A 17,543-nucleotide genomic window follows, 5' to 3' on the forward strand; every position below is an offset into this window, starting at 1 on the left:
TCGCGACTCCTTCCACGAGGCGGCCGAGATCGCGGACGGGCCGGCTCCGGATCATGCAGGCGCATCCCCTCTCCGGACGGCGGCCGGCCTTCGGGCCGGCTGCGTGCACCTCACAAGGCGCCGACGATCTTCGGGCCCACAGCTTCGACGCGCACGTCGATCGGTTCGTCCGAGCCCAACAGAGGCATGCGGTCGCCGACGCGCAATCCGAGCAGCGACAATCCGACCGGGGTCAGGACCGACACCTCGGCCGGCGGCCACATGCGGTCGTCCGGGTGGATCAGCATGCGCTTCTCCGGCGCGTCCTTGCCGGTGATTCGGTAGGTGACGAAGGTATCGAGGGTAACGACATCGTCCGGGAGCCTGTCCGGCTCGCACAAGGACGCCCGGCGCAGCTCCTGAAGCAGGTGCGGTGCGAGCGGGTGCGCCTGCTCGGCGAGGCATTCCGCCGTGTGCATCAGCCGCCGGTGATCGCGCGCCGTGACGATGATAGATGGCAGATGGTGTTTCATGCGGATCCCCTTGCCCGAGCTCGTCGGCTGCGTGGCAACGCTCGGAACCTAGAAAAGCGAAGGATTGACGACGGTCGATGCCGGGCACCCGACCGGGAGGATCGCCATGGCGGCGATCTCCACAATGGCCTCCGGCTCGACCAGTCCTGAAACTTCCACCAGCACCATCGCCGGATAATGACTTCCCATGATCTCGCGATAGACGACCCCGAGTTCCGGGAGGCGGGCGCGGTAGTAATCGATGTCGAGCACATACCATGTCATCTGGGCAATATTCTCGGGCACCCCGCCCGCTTCAGCGAGAACCGTGCGCACGTTCCGCAGCGCCTGCCGCACCTGGGGAACAAGCCCGACCGCGGTCACCCTCCCGGCATTATCGGTGGCGATCTGTCCGCCGATGAACACGAATGTGCCCGTGCCGGCGACCGCGTGCGAACAGCCGCGCGGACTAGGCCACTTGAGAGGGTCGATCCTGCGGAGCGAAATTGCCAGAGGCGGCGGAAGGATGGTCATGAGGTCCTCCTGTCGGGCTCCGCAACGCAGCAAGAGCGGAGCCGCAATGATCCGAAATGAAGTCCGAGCATGTTCCCGGGACGGCGGCGCCTGACCGGCCACCACCCGGGATCAGGATCCCGTTTTCAGGAAGCCTGCGGACGATGGATGCTCCCTCAGGCAGGACGGCCCGAACGACGGCGCCAGGGTGAACGCCGCCCGGTGGACCTCGGGCGTGTAGTAGCGGGTCCGGCCCTGCAGCTCGCCGAAGCGTTCCCGCAGGACCTTGCAGGGCGGTCGCAGCGCATCGCGGGACTCGCCTGCAGCGACAAGCGCCAGCATGCCGCCGGCATAGGTTGGGACCGGCGCCAGGTATGGCCGGACGCCCGCAAAGGACGCCGCGAGGCGACCGCATACCATCTCGAGCTCTTTGGGCTGGAAGAACGGAGCGCCGCTCTGGACCACGATCATCCCGCCGGGACGCAGCCGCCTTCGGCACGCCCCGTAGAAGGCCGGCGTGAAGAGCGGCTCCCCCGGTCCCATCGGATCCGTCGAGTCGATGACGATGACATCGAAGCTTTCCCGGGACTGCTCGATGTAGCGCGTGCCGTCCATGATCAGCACGTCCGCGCGCGGGTCGTCGAAGGCGCCGTCCGACACTTCAGGGATGTAAAGCCGCGATAGGTCGATGACCTCGCCATCGATCTCAACGAGAGTCGCGCGCTCGACCGGATGCTTCAGTACCTCCTTGAGCGTTCCACCGTCGCCACCGCCGACGATCAGCACGTCCCGCGCGCGCCCATGAGCCATCAGCGGCACGTGGGCGATCATCTCGTGATAGATGTGGTTGTCGCGCTCCGTCAGCTGTACGACTCCGTCAAGCACCAGCACCTTGCCGAAGACCGCGTTCTCGAAGATGAGCACGTCCTGGAACTCGGTCCGCCAGTGATAGATTACGGAATCCATGGAGAGCATCTGCGCATGATGCTCGTAGAGCCCTTCCTGAAACCACGTCATAGGATGACACCCCGTTTGTGCTCGGCGAGCGTCACCAGCCCCGGAAGGAACACGCCCTTGAGGACCTCGACGGCCCTGTGCGGTTGCGCGGCGCCACACATGAAGATGTCGACCGCCGCATAGGAAACCTCAGGCCAAGTATGAATCGAGATGTGGCTCTCGGCCAAGACCGCCACACCGGAGATGCCACCGTTCGGGGAAAAATGGTGGAGGTCGATGTTCAGCAGCGTCGCGCCGGCCCGGGCGGCAGCGTCACGCAACGCTCGATCGACCACAGGCAGGTCGTCAAGGTTCGACGCATGCCAGAGATCAACGATGAGATGCGTTCCGGCAAACAGCATTCCATCGCGTTTGACAAAGTGGTCGAGGCGGCCGTCGCCGATGCATGGTTTGGCGGCAGGCGCAATGGACAGTCGCGTCGTCCGGTCAGCATGATGCGCTGGGTTCTCGAAGCCATGCGCCGGCGGGCGCGATCCGGCCTTTGTGATCGTGCTGAGACGGTTGGTTTCGGCCATTCATTTCTCCGTTGGCAGCAGTTCTGCCGATTGCAGCAAGAAGGGAGGCCACGCGGCCGCAAAGGCCGCGTGGCTTGACGGTCGTGTCTTTTCAGTTGCGGATGCGCTTACGCGGTCTGGCGCTCGGCGACCACAGGTTCGCGGACCTGCAGCACCGTCAGCCGCTTCGACTCACCGGTGCGCGTAACCCAATCGATCGACTTTCCGACGGTAAGTCCGATCAGGGCCGTTCCGATGGGCGTCAGCACCGAGATCCTCCCCTCCGAGATGTCGGCCTCTTGCGGATAGACGAGGGTCACCGTCTGCACCCGGCCCGTCATGTCGTCGCGGAAATCCACCGCACAGCCCATGCAAACAGTGTCGATAGGGTGCCGGCCCTTCGGAAGCACATGCGCGCGGTCGAGCTCCTCCGAAAGTTCGGCTGCGACCTCGGGGATCGTATTCGCGGCCGCGTTGGCGAGGACGGAGAGGCGCTCGTGGTCAGCGGCAGTCAGGATGATGCGGGGCTTGACGCCCCCGCTGGTTGCTTTGGTCATGAATGTCTCCTGTTCTGTTGGGCGCAATCGCGGAGCTCAGGCTGCCGACGGACCGGGATCACTGTCGTCATGCGGTGACGTGTTCAGGACCTGCTCCGTCCTAAGGCGTCGCGGCACCAGCCGGACGACATTTCCATCCGGCTGCTCCACATCCTGCGTTGCCGCATTCGATGTCGACTCGTGCGGGAGCCGGCACACGGCGCCGCCTCCGCTGGGCTCCGATTGCTTTTGAGCGAGTGCGGACCTGAGGATATGCGTCAGGAATTCGGTTGTCGGGCGTTCGAGTCCGGAGCGCATCCCGTCCATGGGCAGGCCATGCCGTTGGCCATAAGCTCGAACGCGCTCTCGCTCCGCCCTGCGGAACACAAGTTTGAAGAAGTGCTGAAGCATGCCGCCGCACCGGATGCGCCAGCATCCAGCCTCACAAGATGTACGAAGATATAGGGATCTTGCGCTCCCCCGAGCTCGGGGTGCAGATGCACGTCAAGCTCGGGGCTACTGGCCCGCGATGAGGTTGCCTGCCCGATGCAGGCCGCGACGATATTGTGCGAAGCTCAACATGATGCCCTTAAGCTGGTATACCTTGACCCGTTTGTCAAACCACGCGGATATGGTGTGGCGGAATGTCCGCTTTCAGGGTCCTCACCGGGCTCGCGCCAGGCATCGCTCGTCAGCACAATGTAGATTGCTTCCACATCCTTTGCTGACCTGAGACGTGCCGCAACCTCTCGGTCGCGCAAGCGCCGCGCCACGCATGCCAGGGCTCGCAGATGCGTGGGGCCGTCGTCACCGGGGCTCAGCAGCAGGAAGGCAAGATCGGCACGGGTTCCGTCGGCGGCGCCGAAGTCCTGCGCGGGCTCGAGGCGCGCGAAGGCGCCGATGGGTTGCGCGAGACCAGGAATCGCGGCGTGGGGAATGGCGACACCGCGGCCGAAGCCAAAGCAGGACGCCCTGCCGCGTTCCAGAACCGCGGCGCGCACTGCCTCGTGGCTTAGTGCTGCGCCGTGCGCCGCGGTGCCGGTGAGCTCGTCGATGACATGCCCGACGTCGCGCGCGCTCAGACGCGACCTCACCCGCGCAGGCGTGATCAGGATTGTCATCATGGTGGATGCCATCATCAACGCCGGCCACGGCTATGCGGGCCGCCTCATGGTTTCGGAAAACAGGGGATGGACTGATGACCCGGGCAGTGCGAACGCGCCGCCGCGGGCTCACAGGCGCGTTTGCAGAAGTCCTTTTCGAAACAGCATGCGGTGCAGGAGCAGGCGTGCATTCATATCACCATGGCAACGTTCAGCGCCAAGGTAAGTTCGAACCTGCCTGCGCGGCTATCCTTAAGAGCCTTTGCGGTCCGGCCTCTTCGCCCACGACGCCTCCTGCTTGAATTGCCGCGCATCCCATCTATGTTGAGGATGTCATGGTCAGGCTCGCCATACATTCCGTCGCCGTTTTCGCACCCCGCCGCGCCTCAGGCCGCTGAGCCCGGGTGCGGGAAGCAGGTTCTCGCCCCGGGTCGTCTGACCAACCAGCACTCACGTATCCGCCTGCCAACGGCTCTCCGGAGTCTGATCAGCGCTGACGACAAATTGCGATCAGGCCTAGGACGGCCTGGGTATCGACATCCTTGTTGGGAGTACGAGTTGTCTACGTCCGTTGCCACTCCAATTGTTTCCTCGATCGATCATGCCAGGCTCCGGCGGATCGCCTTAGCCGGCATGCAGATCCGCCGATCCCCACCTTCGGCGCACTTTCTCGCAGAGGAACTCGAACGGGCCCGTGTGGTCGGCCCGGCCTATCTACCTCCGAACGTGATTTCCATGCACTCGGTCTTCGATTTCCGTGACGGGGTCACGAAAGGAATCCGACGCGCGATGCTGGTCTATCCGGGAGAGGAGGATGAAGGGCTGGGTCGGATTTCGGTGCTCTCGCCGCTCGGTGCGGCGCTGATCGGACTCTCTGAGAGGCAATCATTCCAGTGGCGCAGTGCTACAGGTGTCTGGCGGACGCTGCACGTCGCGCGTGTCGTGCGCCAACCGGAACGCGCGAGCGAGTGCGATGAACACCGGGATGGCGCAACCGGAAGCATCGGCAGGATGCGACCGAATGAAGATCGTACGTGATCACAATGCCGGGCCGGAGGCATGCTCCGGCCCGGCAAAGTCTTTAGGCTAAGGCCGGGGCCGCCATCTGACCCCGGTTCGCATCGACGATGCGGCGCTTCCTACGACGCAGCTGCTTCGCGATCTTTTCCAACGCCAGGTCGAACGACTTGTGACAGTCCGTGGCGGACGCCTCTGCGACGAACACCTTCAGGTTGCTGACCTGCGCGTTGATGGTGCAGCAGTACCAATGTCCGTCGCGCGTGAATCCGACGGTCGCGTGGTTCAGGTAACCGAAGTAGGTTTCGGCGGCATGCAGGAGTTCTTCCTGGATCTTGCGAGGCAGCACCTCGCCAAGATCGATGTTGGTGCTGTTGATCTTGATCGACGAGCCAGAGTTGTTCAGCTTCATGCGTATACCTCCTTCATGAAATTGCGCCCCGTGTGTTCTCCCGATGAGGCATGCGTCTCATCGGCCGCCGCGCGGACGCCTCGCTCGGATGCGTGTGAAATGTCGGATTTGGCCGGTTCGCTACTCACGTAAGAACACCAAGGGCACCGGGCCGCCGCCCTCGGCAACGTGCGCTGGCAGATATTGCAGACGGCTCGATGTACGCGCCTCAGCATCATCATCCTCCTGTCGCGAGCCTTTGCTCGCGATGTCTTTCATCGCTGTGTGCAGGATCCGCCAGGAGGCCATCACGGCCCCGCATTCGCTCATGCACATCGATTGTGTGAGATTTCCACCTAGGCGTTCTTGCTAGAGTGGAATGTGTGTATCGCGGCGACGTAGGCGGCGAGGATCAGCGTGACGGAGGCACAAAGCCCCGTGATGCTGATCGACGCTGCGTAGCCGAATGTCTTGCCCAGAATTTCCCAAAAGACGAGTTGCGCAACCGTCAGCGCGAAGACCATTGCAAGAATGACAACAGACATGACTCACCTTTCGGCGACCTCGGCTAGGCCGCCATTCCTGACGCTTCGATTGTGCTTGCAAGGAAACCCGAACGCGCCGGATCATCCGGCGCGGTGAGTGCCGGTTAGCTCATGACTGATCGGGTTTTTGCCGTGTGCCAATCATCCCCGGACTCGGACGTCCGGGGCTCAGGATCCCGTCTTGAGACGGCCTGCGCGCAATGCGGAAAAGGTGCAGTTCGTTGGCATGACCCAACTAATGTCGGTTGGGCTAGCTTCAGTGTCAAGGTTGCCGGCCGCGACAGAAGGCAACGTTTGACAAAGCTCGCTGCTGGCCTAAGCTTGTTCCATCATGCTGACGCTTCCGATACATCATCGCGGCCTTTGCCGCGCCGGAACCCTGGTCACAGGACGCTAACCCCGCGGTCCGGCGCTTGAAGCGCTCGGGCCCCGGGGTGATGAAACCTATCGGACAATCAACCAGACAGGGATCATGGCGCGTGGACATCCCATGCGATGCCTTGCTCACTATGCTTGCGCATCGTCCCGATCATGGACTGGTCTACGCCGCGTTCGATGCGCCTGTCGCAGCCCCGCAGGCAAAACCTGGTTGGGCCAGCATGTGATGCGGCTGAAGATCGGAACCGGCCCTGCAGCAATGTGCAATGAGCAGAGAATCGAAGATGAAATCCTTGAGCTACCGGGTCACGACGCACGAGGAACGGGCCAGACGGCGGGACGAGGTCAAGAAGCGGACCGAGCGCATCATGGCGCTGAAGGCCCAGGGCCTGAACTACGCGACCATCGGGATCCGCATGGGCCTGAGCCCCAGCACGGTGAGCCGGATCGCGAGGGAACATGCCCAGCAGGCGCACGAATAGGGCCTGCCAACATGTGACGGCTGGACCTCATCGGACTGCCATTCTGCGCCACCTGATCGTCACGGCAGTTTGCTCATTTTTCGTCCTGACGATCCTACCCGTTGCCAGTCATGCCTCACCATTCACAATGCCGGATGCCACCAAGTCGGCGTAATCCGCATCGTCGATCCCGATCTGGGCCAACAGCTCTCTATTGTGCTCGCCGAGCCTCGGAGCCGGGGTTCGCACCGAACCCGGGGTTCCGCGGAGTCGTGGCACGACGTGGTGCATCGGGAGCGTGCGCATGTCGAGATCGGGATAGTCCGCGATGACCTCGCGCTCGATGAAGTGCGGGTCCTCAAGGATCTGCGAAGTGTCGTAGATAGGACCGATGGTGACCTCCGCCGCCTCGAAGAAGGCGACGTTCTCCGACTGGGTTCGGCCGGCGATGAAGGCGCCGATGATCGCATCGAGCTCCTCGGCGTTCCTGACGCGGTCGGCGTTTGTCCTGAACCGTGGATCGTCAATGAGATCGGCTCGATCGATCGCGCGAAACAACCGCTCCGCCATCTTCTGGATCGAGGCGGAGAGACTGACGTATCTTCCGTCCTTGCATCGGTAGGCATTCCGAGGAGCAGAGTTCGTCGAGCGGCTTCCGGTCCTCGGCTTGACCCTGCCAGTGAGGCGGTAGTTGGCCGATTGCGGACCAAGAATGGAGAAGAGCGGATCGAGCAGCGGCAGATCAATGACTTGTCCGTACCCACCGTTCATCTCGACCTCGCGCAATGCGATCATGGCCGCGGAGGCACCGTATAGTCCCGCGATCGCGTCGGCCAAGTACATGGGCGGGAGGACCGGCTCCCGGTCGGCAAAACCATTGATGGCCGCAAAGCCGGAGATCCCCTCGATCACTGTTCCGAACCCGGGGCGCTGGCTGTAGGGCCCGTCCTGTCCCCATCCCGAGATCCGCATGATCACGAGCTTCGGATTGATCTCCAGCAGAGCGTCGGGGGCAAGTCCCATCTTCTCGATCACGCCAGGGCGGAAGCTCTCGATGAGCATGTCTGCGGAAGGCACGAGCGCCTTGACGATCTCGGATGCGCGAGGGTTCCTCAGGTCCAGGCAGAGGCTCTTCTTGTTTCGGGCATAGATCTTCCAGTGAGTGCTGATGCCATCGGTCTTCCAGGCCCGCAGCGTATCGCCCTCGGTCGGCTCGACCTTGATCACCTCGGCACCGAAATCTCCGAGCATCTGCGTGAGGACATTGCCTGCGAAGAGGCGCGAGAGGTCCAGAACCCGCACGCCATCCAAGGTCCCACGAGACTCGGGGCGGTAATCTCGTTGGTGAAGCTTCGACGCGGTCATCTCAGCGTCCTTCCCCGACATGGCCGGGATCGAATTGGTCGGCGAGCGCGATAACGGCCCTGGCACTGACGAGAAACGGCTCGTCGATCATCTGGCCGTCAACGACGAAGGCTCCTATTCCCTTTTCTGCAGCGTCCTCCGCGGCCGCTAGGATCCGCCGGGCCTTCTCGATCTCGGCCGGCTGAGGCATGAAGCTCTCGTTGGCGATCGGGACCTGCGTGGGATGAATGCAGCTCTTGCCCGCGAATCCGAGATTGCGGGCGTGCTCGCACTCCTGACGGAAACGTGCCGGCTCGGCCACGACCGCAAAGGCGCCATCATAGGCCGGGATTCCCGCTTCCGCGGCCGCGAGCCGGACGGTGAGACGGACCTGGCTCAAGGCCTGGAAATCCGAACGGCTTATCCCGCACGGCTCGAAAAGATCCGCATAGCCGATCTGGAGCCCGACGACGCGCGGATCTGCGGTCGCAATCTCGGCCGCGAGCCGCAATCCCTTGGGAGTTTCGATGTTGGCGAGAATGCCGATGGGGCGCCCCACTCCTGCGTTTGTCTCGAAGCTGGCAAGCGCACGGGCGGCCTCCCGCACCTCCTCGCCACTCTCCACCATTGGCAGGTTCAGAACGTCGAGACCAGGGCCGACGATCGCCCTCAGGTCATCCTCGAACAGGCCGCTCGACAGGCCGTTCGCCCGCACCACGATGATTTTTCCGCCGGATCCCGAGCGGCTGTGCAGGAAGGACCCCACCGCCGCTCGCGCCTCCGCCTTGCGGTCTGCCGCCACAGCGTCTTCGAGATCGAATGAAAGCGCATCGGCGGCGGACGCAGCCGCCTTGGAAAAGAGTTCCGGACGGGAGCCGGGCACGAATAGCTTGCTGCGCATCGGACGCTGCATGGGACCTTCCGGTATTCAGTGGGTATCGCCATCATGGTTGCCAAGTCCGGAACAGTTCCCGTGGCTGCGCCAACAGTTCGTGTCCCGGACTCGGCGATTGCGTTCGCCTGTTACTTCTTCAGAAGGCCGAGCTCTCCAAGCGCGGTCTTCATCATGGTCTCCTGCTCCTTCAGGAAGGCGCCGAATCCTTCTGCGGGCTGGTAGGCCCCGATCCAGCCGAACCTCTTGAGGGTCGCTTTCCAGGTCGGCGTCTCGACCATCTTCGCGATGGCGTCGCCCAGTTCCTTCTTCTCTGCCTCGGAGGCTTGCTTGCGGGTCATCAACCCACGCCAAGTGCCGATGACGACATCGAGGCCCTGCTCCTTCAGCGTCGGGACGTCGAGGCTTGGGAGACGCTCAGGTGACGAGACGGCGAGAGCCCGAAGCTTGCCGGACTCGATCTGAGACGCGAACTCCGGCACGCCGCCGACGCCAACGGTCACGTGGCCGCCGAGAATCGAGGCGACCTGTTCGCCCCCACCTGGATAATTGATCGCATTGGTCTTTCCAGCTTCGCCGGAGACCGCCTTTGTGATCTGTCCCGCAATGACGTGGTCGAGCCCACCCGCAGACCCGACGGCCCATGTCACGGCTGCAGGGTCAGCCTTCACCTTGGCGGTAAGATCGGCCAACGTCTTGATGTCGGAATTGGCCGGGACCACCAGGACGCTGTACTCACGCAGCAGCAGGGCGACCGGAGCGGCATCATCAAGGGTCACCGGCGGCTTCGTCGTCAGGATCGAACCTACCGTGGTCACGCCGATCGTCAGGAGGGTAGCACCACGCTTCTGGCCCGACACGAGCTGAGCAAGGCCGATGGTTCCACCGGCGCCCGGAACGTTGAGGACCTGGATCCCTGAAGCTAGTCCAGCCTCCTGCAAGGCCTCGCGGACGGAGCGGGATGTCTGGTCGAAGCCGCTGCCGGGATTGGCCGGGGCAATGATCTCAAGGCCCTTGATTTGCGCCTGGGCGGGGGCGGCAACTGCCATGGCCATTGCGGCAAGGACGAACAGGGTGGTTCGACGGCGGACGCGCGTCATCGGTTTCTCTCCCATCTTGCGGGGCCTTTTGTGCAGGCCTGTTTCAGTCTGGCTCCGATCGAACGGTCCAGCAGCAGGAGAGTATCGGACCCGGACAAGACGGGAAAAGCTGGCCTTTGCCACCTTAAGAAGATAGTTTTTCCATCTTATGGATACCGAATTCCTCAGGACCTTTGTGATTGTCGTCGAGGGCGGCTCGATCGCCGAGGCAGCCCGCCGTCTCGAGCTGACTCCGGCCTCCGTGGCTCTGCGCATGCGCACGCTTGAGAAGGAATTCGGGACACGCCTTCTCGTCCGCTCCGGCCGGACGGTGACGCCCACCGAGGCCGGACGGGCGCTGACCGAGCTGGGACGCGGTCTCCTGCGCGACGTGGAGAACGTCAAATCTGCGCTTACGACCGAGACCCCAACGGGGGAGCTTCGGATCGGTGCGGTGCAGACCGCGATCACGGGAATGATGCCGAAGATCCTGACGACCGTTCAGGAGGCCTATCCCCGGCTCGAGATTCATATCGTCCCTGGGCAGTCGGCGGAGCTTCACTCGAAGGTGCTGAGCGGCGAGGTGGATGGAGCGATCCTGACGGAGCCCTACTTCGCCCTCCCCAAGGCCTGCGGATGGGCCGTGCTCCGAGAAGAGCCCATGCAGGTGATCGCTCCCTCGTCCATGGCGAGCCTGGATGCCCACTCAGTACTCGCATCCGAGCCGTTCATCCGCTACGGGCACGGCGTCTGGGGCGGCCGCTTGGTCGAGAATTACTTGGCCGGTGCCGGCATCCGGCCGCGTGAGCGTTTCGTGCTGTCCACTTTGGATGCCATTGCGGTCATGGTGGATCGCGGCTTGGGGGTGTCGCTGGTCCCGGATTGGTCTCCGCCCTGGCCAGAGGGCTTGTCGCTGACAAAGTTGCCGCTTCCGTTACCGGCCGAGCCGAGGAGGATCGGCCTTCTCTGGATGAAGGGTTCGGCCCGGATTCGCCTGCTGAGGGTTTTCCTGGAGCAGGCGGCAGCATCCCTTCGTCAGTCCTCCGGCATTGCAGCATGATGCGGCTTGGCCTCAGCATGAGCACTTCGTGGATGCGATCCAGATCGGCGAGCTTATTGATGCCCGCACGGAGATCATACGGCAGACCCGCGATTTGATATTCATGGAAGGCGATCTCGTGGGGGGCTCACGGATGGTTGCGAACGCCGCCTCCATGCTTTGCAACATTCTTCTCCTCGCAATTCACAGCCCTCTCGCGACCAATTGACTCAACGGAAAGCGAGAACATAATAGGAACATCATCAACACGAACATGGTTTGGCGCGGGACATGCAGCATGCCGGGCAACAGGACAGGCTTGCCGATTTACGGCTCCGAATTGCCCATCTCGAGGGCGGCATCCGCAAGACCAGGCCCCTGCCCTTCGGCATTCGGGAGATCGACCACCATCTTCCAGGCGGCGGTCTGGCCCGCGGCGCGCTGCATGAACTGGTCGAGGCGGGCATGGCTGCGGAGTTCGCCGGCTGCGCCACTCTGTTCACCGCAGGCATTGCCGCTCGCCTCAACGGGCCTGTGCTCTGGTGCCTGACCCGGCGGGATCTGTTCGCCCCCGGCCTCTCACGGGCAGGTCTGCATCCGGACCGGGTGATCTATGCCGAGGCCGCACATGAGAGGGATCTCCTCTCCCTCGTTGAGGAGGGCTTGCACGAAAGAGGTCTTGCGGCGGTCGTCGGCGAGATGACGCGCCTCGGTCTCACCGCCTCGCGGCGGCTGCAACTCGCAGCCGAGGGATCGGGCGTAACGGCCCTGGTCATACGGCGCTGGTGGACAGTCGCCGAGAAGGACTTGGTGAAGCTCCCGACCGCCGCCACGACGCGCTGGCGCATCTCCCCCGTCCCCTCCGAGGTCATGCCCGCTCCCGGTCTTGGGTGGGATCGTTGGCAAGTTGAACTCCTGCGCTGCCGTGGCGCCGAACCTCGCACTTGGTTTCTGGAGGCTTGCGATGCGAAGGGTCGTCTCGCTCTACCTGCCGGCTTGGCCGACGGACAGGATCAGGCGGCGATCCGGCGGGCCGCCGCGCAATGAACCGCTCGTGACCGTCCATACGATCGGATCACGCCGTGTCGTGCGTGCGGCCTGCGCCGCCGCTCAAGGACTCGGTCTCCACTCCGGAATGGCGCTCGCCCAAGCGCAGGCCCTCGTGCCGAACCTGCATGTCGCGGATGCAACACCGGATGAAGACGAGGCGTCCTTACGGGAGCTGGCGCGCTGGGCCATCGGCTACTCGCCCGTGGTCGCTCCCGACCCGCCGGATGGGCTCTGGATCGACATCGCGGGCGTGGCGCATCTCTTCGGCAGCGAGGAGAACCTCCTCGAGGACCTCACGGACCGCCTGACCGGCCGCGGGATTGCTGTCAGGGCCGCCGTGGCCGATGCACCCGGTGCCGCCTGGGCTGTGGCTCGCTTCGGAGCCGGCGGGATCGTGCCGGCAGATCGAACGGCCGATATGGTTGCACCTCTCCCCGTCCGGGCACTGCGCCTTTCCGCCGACAAGCTCGGTACCCTGCACCGGCTCGGCATCGAGCGGGTCGGCCAACTCGCCGCCATGCCTCGTGCGCCGATGGTCCGCCGCTTCGGCCGAGACGTGGCGTTGCGGCTCGACCAAGCATTGGGTCATGCGTTCGAGCCGATTTCCCCACTCATCCCGCATGAGACCCCGATGGCGAGCTGCGTCTTTGCAGAGCCCATCGGCCGCTCTGATGATCTCAAGACAATCCTGCTCCGACTATCCCAAGATCTGTGCCGGCAATTGGAGAGACGCGGCGAAGGAGCCCGGCGGCTCGACTTGATTATCCAACGCATCGACCAAAAGGGTGCAAACCTGCGAGTCGGCACCGCCAAACCGACGCGGGATGCGCGCCATCTCGCGAAGCTCTTCGATGAGCGGATGCAAACCATCGATCCCGGCTTCGGCATCGAGGAGGTCGTGCTGGTCGCGAGCAAGGTCGAACCGCTGAGAGAGATGCAAACCGAGGCACGGGTGATAGCTGGCGACAGCACTTCCGAGGCCGATATGGGCCGGCTCGTGGACCGGCTTGGCGCACGTATCGGAACCGGAAAGGTCTATCGCCTTGCACCGGTCCAGAGCCTCATCCCTGAGCGCATGGTGCGGAAGATCCCTCCTCTTGCGCCGCCGACAGGATCGGCATGGCCACAGACCCTGCCGCGCCCGACCCGCCTGCTCGACCCGCCGGAGCCTGTCGTGGTCACTGCCCTGCTTCCAGATCACCCACCGGCCCTCTTCGTCTGGCGCAAGGTCCGTCACAGAGTCGCCAAGGCCGACGGGCCCGAGCGCATCGTGCCGGAATGGTGGAACGGCGACGCCGGCTCGGTGCCACGTGACTACTACCGCATCGAGACTGAGCAGGGTGGCCGTTTCTGGATCTTCCGAGACGCGCCTGCCGACCAGGGTGGGAACTGGTGGATGCACGGGCTGTTCTCCTGATGTATGCCGAGCTTCAGGTCACCACCCATTTCTCATTCCTGCGCGGAGCATCAAGTCCGGCCGAGCTGTTCGAGCAGGCGAAGCTCCTCCGTATCACGGCGCTCGGCATTACAGACCGCAACTCGCTCGCCGGCATCGTACGCGCCTATCAAGCGTCGAGGGAGACGGGGGTTCGTCTCGTAGTCGGATGCCGGCTGGATCTCACCGACGGAACGTCGCTTCTTGCCTATCCCACGGATCGCGCCGCCTATTCGCGCCTTTGCCGGCTGCTGAGCCTCGGCAAAAGCCGTGGCGGGAAGGGCAAGTGTCTGCTCTCCTGGGAAGACTTGGCCGCCTGGAGCGAAGGCTTGCTCGCGATCCTGCTGGGTGACGAAGCGGACGAAGTCCTGAAAGCGAACTTGACCCGTCTCAAGACGATGTTCCGCGACCGCGCCTACATGGCTCTTGTCCGACGTTTTGCCCCCAACGAGCACCTGCGCCTTTATCATGTCGAGCAGGCAGCCCGTACGGCCAAAGTCCCAACCATTGCCATGGGCGACGTGCTCTATCACCATCCCTCCCGCCGCCGCCTGCAGGACGTGGTCGCGTGCATCCGCCAGGGCTGCACCATCGACGAGGCGGGGTACCGGTTGGAGCGGCACGCCGACCGCCATCTCAAGGACCCGGCCGAGATGGCGCGCCTGTTCGAGCGTCATCCGGAAGCCTTCCGGCGCATTCAGGAGATCCTCGACCGCTGCGCCTTCTCGCTCGATGAGCTCCGTTATCAATATCCGTCGGAGACGGAGCCCGGGGAGACTGCCCGGGACAAGCTGGAGCGACTGACCTGGGAAGGAGCAAGGCAGCGTTATCCAGACGACATTCCTGACAAGGTGGTCGAGACCTGCCGCCGCGAGTTGCGTCTGATCGAGGAGCTGGATTATGCCCCCTACTTCTTGACCGTCCATGCCATCGTGTCGTTTGCAAGGGCCCGTGGCATCCTGTGCCAGGGGCGCGGTTCGGCAGCGAACTCCGCCGTGTGCTTCGTGCTCGGCATCACCGCGATCAATCCCACGGAGCACGATCTCCTGTTCGAGCGCTTCGTGTCCGAGGAACGACGGGAGCCTCCTGACATTGATGTGGACTTCGAGCACGAGCGCCGGGAAGAGGTGATCCAGTGGATCTACGACACATATGGACGCCATCGCGCGGCGCTTACAGCGGTCGTGAGCTGCTATCGGGCCAAGGGAGCGGTGCGCGAGGTCGGCAAAGTGCTGGGTGTGCCCGAGGACGTGACGTCTGCCCTGGCCGCACTCGCCTGGGGCTGGGGCAATGACGGAGTGACCGTCAAAGAGGCGAGAGAGATCAACCTCAATCTCGACGACCCGCGTCTACGCATGACGCTCGAGCTGGCGAGCGAGCTCATCGGCACACCGCGCCATCTCTCGCAGCATCCCGGCGGCTTCGTGCTCACCCAGGACCGCCTCGACGATCTCGTGCCCATCGAACCGGCCGCCATGGAAAACCGTCAGGTGATCGAGTGGGACAAGAATGACATCGATATCCTGAAGTTCATGAAAGTCGATGTACTGGGGCTCGGCATGCTCGGCTGCATGCGTCGCGCCTTCGACCTCCTGCGCGCACATAAAGGCGAGCGCTACGACATCGCCACGATCCCGAGCGACGACAAGGCGACCTACGCCATGATCCGGAAAGCCGACACGATCGGAGTGTTCCAGATCGAAAGCCGCGCCCAGATGGCGATGCTCCCGCGCATGAAGCCCAAAATCTTCTACGACCTCGTCATCCAGGTCGCTATCGTGCGGCCAGGTCCGATCCAAGGCGACATGGTTCATCCCTATCTGCGCCGCCGCGAAGGCCGGGAGAAACCGGAATATCCCCGGCCGGAGCTCAGGCGCGTGCTGGAGAAGACCCTCGGCGTGCCGCTCTTCCAGGAGCAGGCGATGCGGGTCGCCATCGAATGCGCCGGCTTCACGCCCTCCGAGGCCGACCAACTCCGGCGCGCCATGGCGACCTTCAAGTTCACCGCCGGGGTCTCGAAGTTCCGTGAGAAGCTGATCCGGGGCATGACGGCCCGCGGCTATAATGCAGCCTTTGCCGAGCGCACCTTCAAGCAGCTCGAAGGGTTCGGCTCCTACGGCTTTCCGGAGAGTCACGCAGCGAGCTTCGCCAAGATCGCCTATGCCTCTTCCTGGATGAAGCGTCACCATCCGGACGTGTTCTGCTGCGCGATCCTCAACTCACAACCGATGGGGTTCTACGCTCCAGCGCAACTCGTCCGGGATGCACGGAACCATGGCGTTGAGGTCCGTCCCGTTGACGTCAATTATTCGCGCTGGGACTGCACGCTTGAACCGGCCCGGAACTCGCGGCTGTTTGCGGTCCGTCTCGGGTTGCGGATGGTACGCGGCCTCGCGAACATGGATGGCGCCATGATCCCGCTTGCCCGCGAGGAGAGATCATTCTCGTCCATCGAGGATCTCCAGCGCCGGGCAAGGATATCAATGACGGCTCTCGAACGCCTCGCCGATGCGGACGCTTACGGCTCCCTTCGTGTGAATCGGCGCGATGCTCTATGGAAGATCCAGAGTCTGGCGGATGAGGTGATGCCGCTGTTCGCGGCGGCCGACGAGCGGGACCGCACGATCGGGCCCGAGGCAATCGAGGCCATGGTTGAACTCCCTCCTATGAGGGCGGGACGCGAAGTGGTGGAGGATTACCGCTCAAAAGGCCTGACGCTGCGGCGACACCCCCTCGCTTTCCTGCGCCAAGAGCTGACCGAGCGCCGTATCGCTTCTTGTGCCGACCTGCGGCACGTCGGCGACGGGCGCCGTGTCACAGTGGCAGGTCTTGTCCTCGTTCGCCAGAAGCCGGGCTCTGCCAAGGGCGTGACATTCATGACGATCGAGGACGAGACCGATGTTGCGAACATCGTGATCTGGTCGGCCTTATTCGAGAAGCAGCGGCGGCTGATCCTGTCCTCAGGCATGATCGGCTGCCGGGGGAGATTGCAGCGCGAAGGCGAAGTGATCCATCTGATCGCCGAGCACTTCGTCGACCTGTCGGATCTAATGCGCAGCATCGGCGAGCGGGATGAGCCCCTGCACGCCTCTCATATGCGCGAAGAGGCAGAACGAGGAGCATTGAGCACGGTTCAAAAGCCTTCCGAAGGACTCGACCAGGGGGCTTCGACAGGAGAGGCGGATCCCATCAGTCGCCCTGTCCTTCAGGTAAAATCTCGGAACTTTCATTAAGGATGCGACAGGCTCATGGTCAGCGTCCGATCAGGCGGTGAAGTCCGTCGCCCTTTCAAGATGGGCCGTGCTCTGCACCGGAGGGGACATTCTAACCCGAAGGGCAACGCGAAACTGTTAGAATCTGTTCTCGTCGATCCGACAACGCCTCCGACGCCATCGGCCGTTCCGTCTCGAACCGCTGCATCCAGCTGTTCAAACGGACATCGCCGACCTGCACCGCAGGGTGCCGTCGATACGAGCGTCACGGCGCTAGACGGATCTGCCGCGGGCGTCCGACCGCCCTTGAACAACACAATTCCGCCACAAACCAGGGTAGATTGACCTTGGCAATGAGCGGGAGAGAGCCAGCGCGCTGGCCGCCGAAGGAGCAACTGCCCCGGAAACTCTCAGGCACCCCGGACCGCTTGTTGGTGCAACACTCTGAAAAGCGGAGCGTCCCGCTCCCGCCCACGGTGTAAGTCGCGGCCGATCATGCCGGCTGCGATGAAGCTCTCAGGCCAATGACAGAGGGGGCTCCCGCGC

18 protein-coding genes and 1 riboswitch are annotated in these 17,543 nt (G+C 63.6%); of the genes, 7 read left to right on the forward strand and 11 right to left on the reverse strand.

Annotated elements, in window-relative coordinates; translation table 11 throughout:
- Positions 1-110: 110 nt before the first annotated feature.
- The 6 genes from DES45_RS22890 to DES45_RS22920 form a co-directional block, all read right to left on the reverse strand.
- Positions 111-512 carry a GreA/GreB family elongation factor gene (locus DES45_RS22890; protein ID WP_114772981.1) on the reverse strand — a complete coding sequence of 134 codons (402 nt, stop codon included), beginning with the start codon at positions 510-512 and terminating at the stop codon, positions 111-113.
- 48 nt (positions 513-560) lie between these two features.
- Positions 561-1,025: a RidA family protein gene (locus DES45_RS22895; RefSeq protein ID WP_114772983.1), complete on the reverse strand. Its 465-nt coding sequence runs from the start codon at positions 1,023-1,025 to the stop codon at positions 561-563.
- Between the two features lie 111 nt (positions 1,026-1,136).
- On the reverse strand, positions 1,137-2,021 hold the full coding sequence (speE, locus tag DES45_RS22900; RefSeq protein WP_114772985.1) for a polyamine aminopropyltransferase: 885 nt from the start codon (positions 2,019-2,021) through the stop codon (positions 1,137-1,139).
- On the reverse strand, positions 2,018-2,536 hold the full coding sequence (gene speD / locus DES45_RS22905) for an adenosylmethionine decarboxylase (RefSeq protein ID WP_114772987.1): 519 nt from the start codon (positions 2,534-2,536) through the stop codon (positions 2,018-2,020). Before speD ends, speE begins: the two co-directional genes overlap by 4 nt.
- 107 nt (positions 2,537-2,643) lie before the next feature.
- Positions 2,644-3,072 carry a nucleoside diphosphate kinase regulator gene (rnk, locus tag DES45_RS22910; RefSeq protein ID WP_114772989.1) on the reverse strand — a complete coding sequence of 143 codons (429 nt, stop codon included), beginning with the start codon at positions 3,070-3,072 and terminating at the stop codon, positions 2,644-2,646.
- A 554-nt stretch (positions 3,073-3,626) separates the two neighbouring features.
- Positions 3,627-4,175 (reverse strand): PTS sugar transporter subunit IIA, encoded by a 549-nt coding sequence (locus tag DES45_RS22920; protein WP_170151613.1) that lies wholly within the window; start codon positions 4,173-4,175, stop codon positions 3,627-3,629.
- 537 nt (positions 4,176-4,712) lie between these two features.
- Here DES45_RS22920 and rnk (DES45_RS22925) point away from each other — a divergent pair.
- Positions 4,713-5,192: a nucleoside diphosphate kinase regulator gene (gene rnk / locus DES45_RS22925; RefSeq protein ID WP_245571850.1), complete on the forward strand. Its 480-nt coding sequence runs from the start codon at positions 4,713-4,715 to the stop codon at positions 5,190-5,192.
- Between the two features lie 43 nt (positions 5,193-5,235).
- On the opposite strand, the gene DES45_RS22930 is transcribed toward rnk (DES45_RS22925), so the two are convergent.
- Positions 5,236-5,583, reverse strand: coding sequence for an HPF/RaiA family ribosome-associated protein (locus tag DES45_RS22930; protein ID WP_114772995.1), 348 nt, complete (start codon positions 5,581-5,583; stop codon positions 5,236-5,238).
- A gap of 335 nt (positions 5,584-5,918) precedes the next feature.
- Entirely contained in the window at positions 5,919-6,107 is a 189-nt protein-coding gene (locus DES45_RS22940; RefSeq protein ID WP_114772999.1) for a hypothetical protein, read from the reverse strand.
- Positions 6,108-6,769: 662 nt separating this feature from the next.
- On the opposite strand from DES45_RS22940, the gene DES45_RS22945 reads away from it, so the two are divergent.
- A complete protein-coding gene (locus tag DES45_RS22945; RefSeq protein WP_147282486.1) occupies positions 6,770-6,967 on the forward strand; it encodes a helix-turn-helix domain-containing protein in 198 nt (65 codons plus the stop codon).
- Between the two features lie 108 nt (positions 6,968-7,075).
- On the opposite strand, the gene DES45_RS22950 is transcribed toward DES45_RS22945, so the two are convergent.
- The 3 genes from DES45_RS22950 to DES45_RS22960 form a co-directional block, all read right to left on the reverse strand.
- Positions 7,076-8,311: a CaiB/BaiF CoA transferase family protein gene (locus tag DES45_RS22950; protein WP_114773003.1), complete on the reverse strand. Its 1,236-nt coding sequence runs from the start codon at positions 8,309-8,311 to the stop codon at positions 7,076-7,078.
- Position 8,312: 1 nt separating this feature from the next.
- Positions 8,313-9,203, reverse strand: a complete 891-nt coding sequence (locus tag DES45_RS22955; protein WP_245571851.1) for an HpcH/HpaI aldolase/citrate lyase family protein — start codon at positions 9,201-9,203, stop codon at positions 8,313-8,315.
- 110 nt (positions 9,204-9,313) lie between these two features.
- A complete protein-coding gene (locus tag DES45_RS22960) occupies positions 9,314-10,282 on the reverse strand; it encodes a Bug family tripartite tricarboxylate transporter substrate binding protein (protein WP_114773004.1) in 969 nt (322 codons plus the stop codon).
- Positions 10,283-10,430: 148 nt separating this feature from the next.
- On the opposite strand from DES45_RS22960, the gene DES45_RS22965 reads away from it, so the two are divergent.
- The 5 genes from DES45_RS22965 to DES45_RS22985 all read left to right on the forward strand — a co-directional run bounded on the left by DES45_RS22965 (position 10,431) and on the right by DES45_RS22985 (position 17,018).
- Entirely contained in the window at positions 10,431-11,321 is an 891-nt protein-coding gene (locus DES45_RS22965; RefSeq protein ID WP_114773006.1) for a LysR family transcriptional regulator, read from the forward strand.
- A 28-nt stretch (positions 11,322-11,349) separates the two neighbouring features.
- Complete coding sequence (locus DES45_RS22970; RefSeq protein ID WP_147282487.1) at positions 11,350-11,529, forward strand: hypothetical protein; 180 nt, start codon at positions 11,350-11,352, stop codon at positions 11,527-11,529.
- A gap of 62 nt (positions 11,530-11,591) precedes the next feature.
- A complete protein-coding gene (locus DES45_RS22975; RefSeq protein ID WP_114773010.1) occupies positions 11,592-12,347 on the forward strand; it encodes an ImuA family protein in 756 nt (251 codons plus the stop codon).
- Positions 12,265-13,767, forward strand: a complete 1,503-nt coding sequence (locus tag DES45_RS22980; protein WP_114773012.1) for a Y-family DNA polymerase — start codon at positions 12,265-12,267, stop codon at positions 13,765-13,767. The genes DES45_RS22975 and DES45_RS22980 overlap by 83 nt, the downstream gene beginning before the upstream one ends.
- Positions 13,767-17,018 carry an error-prone DNA polymerase gene (locus tag DES45_RS22985; RefSeq protein WP_114773013.1) on the forward strand — a complete coding sequence of 1,084 codons (3,252 nt, stop codon included), beginning with the start codon at positions 13,767-13,769 and terminating at the stop codon, positions 17,016-17,018. The genes DES45_RS22980 and DES45_RS22985 overlap by 1 nt, the downstream gene beginning before the upstream one ends.
- Positions 17,019-17,345: 327 nt before the next feature.
- Positions 17,346-17,434, forward strand: a riboswitch (glycine riboswitch).
- Positions 17,435-17,543 lie beyond the last annotated feature (109 nt).

The sequence above is a fragment of the Microvirga subterranea genome, from assembly GCF_003350535.1.
Taxonomy (GTDB): domain Bacteria; phylum Pseudomonadota; class Alphaproteobacteria; order Rhizobiales; family Beijerinckiaceae; genus Microvirga; species Microvirga subterranea.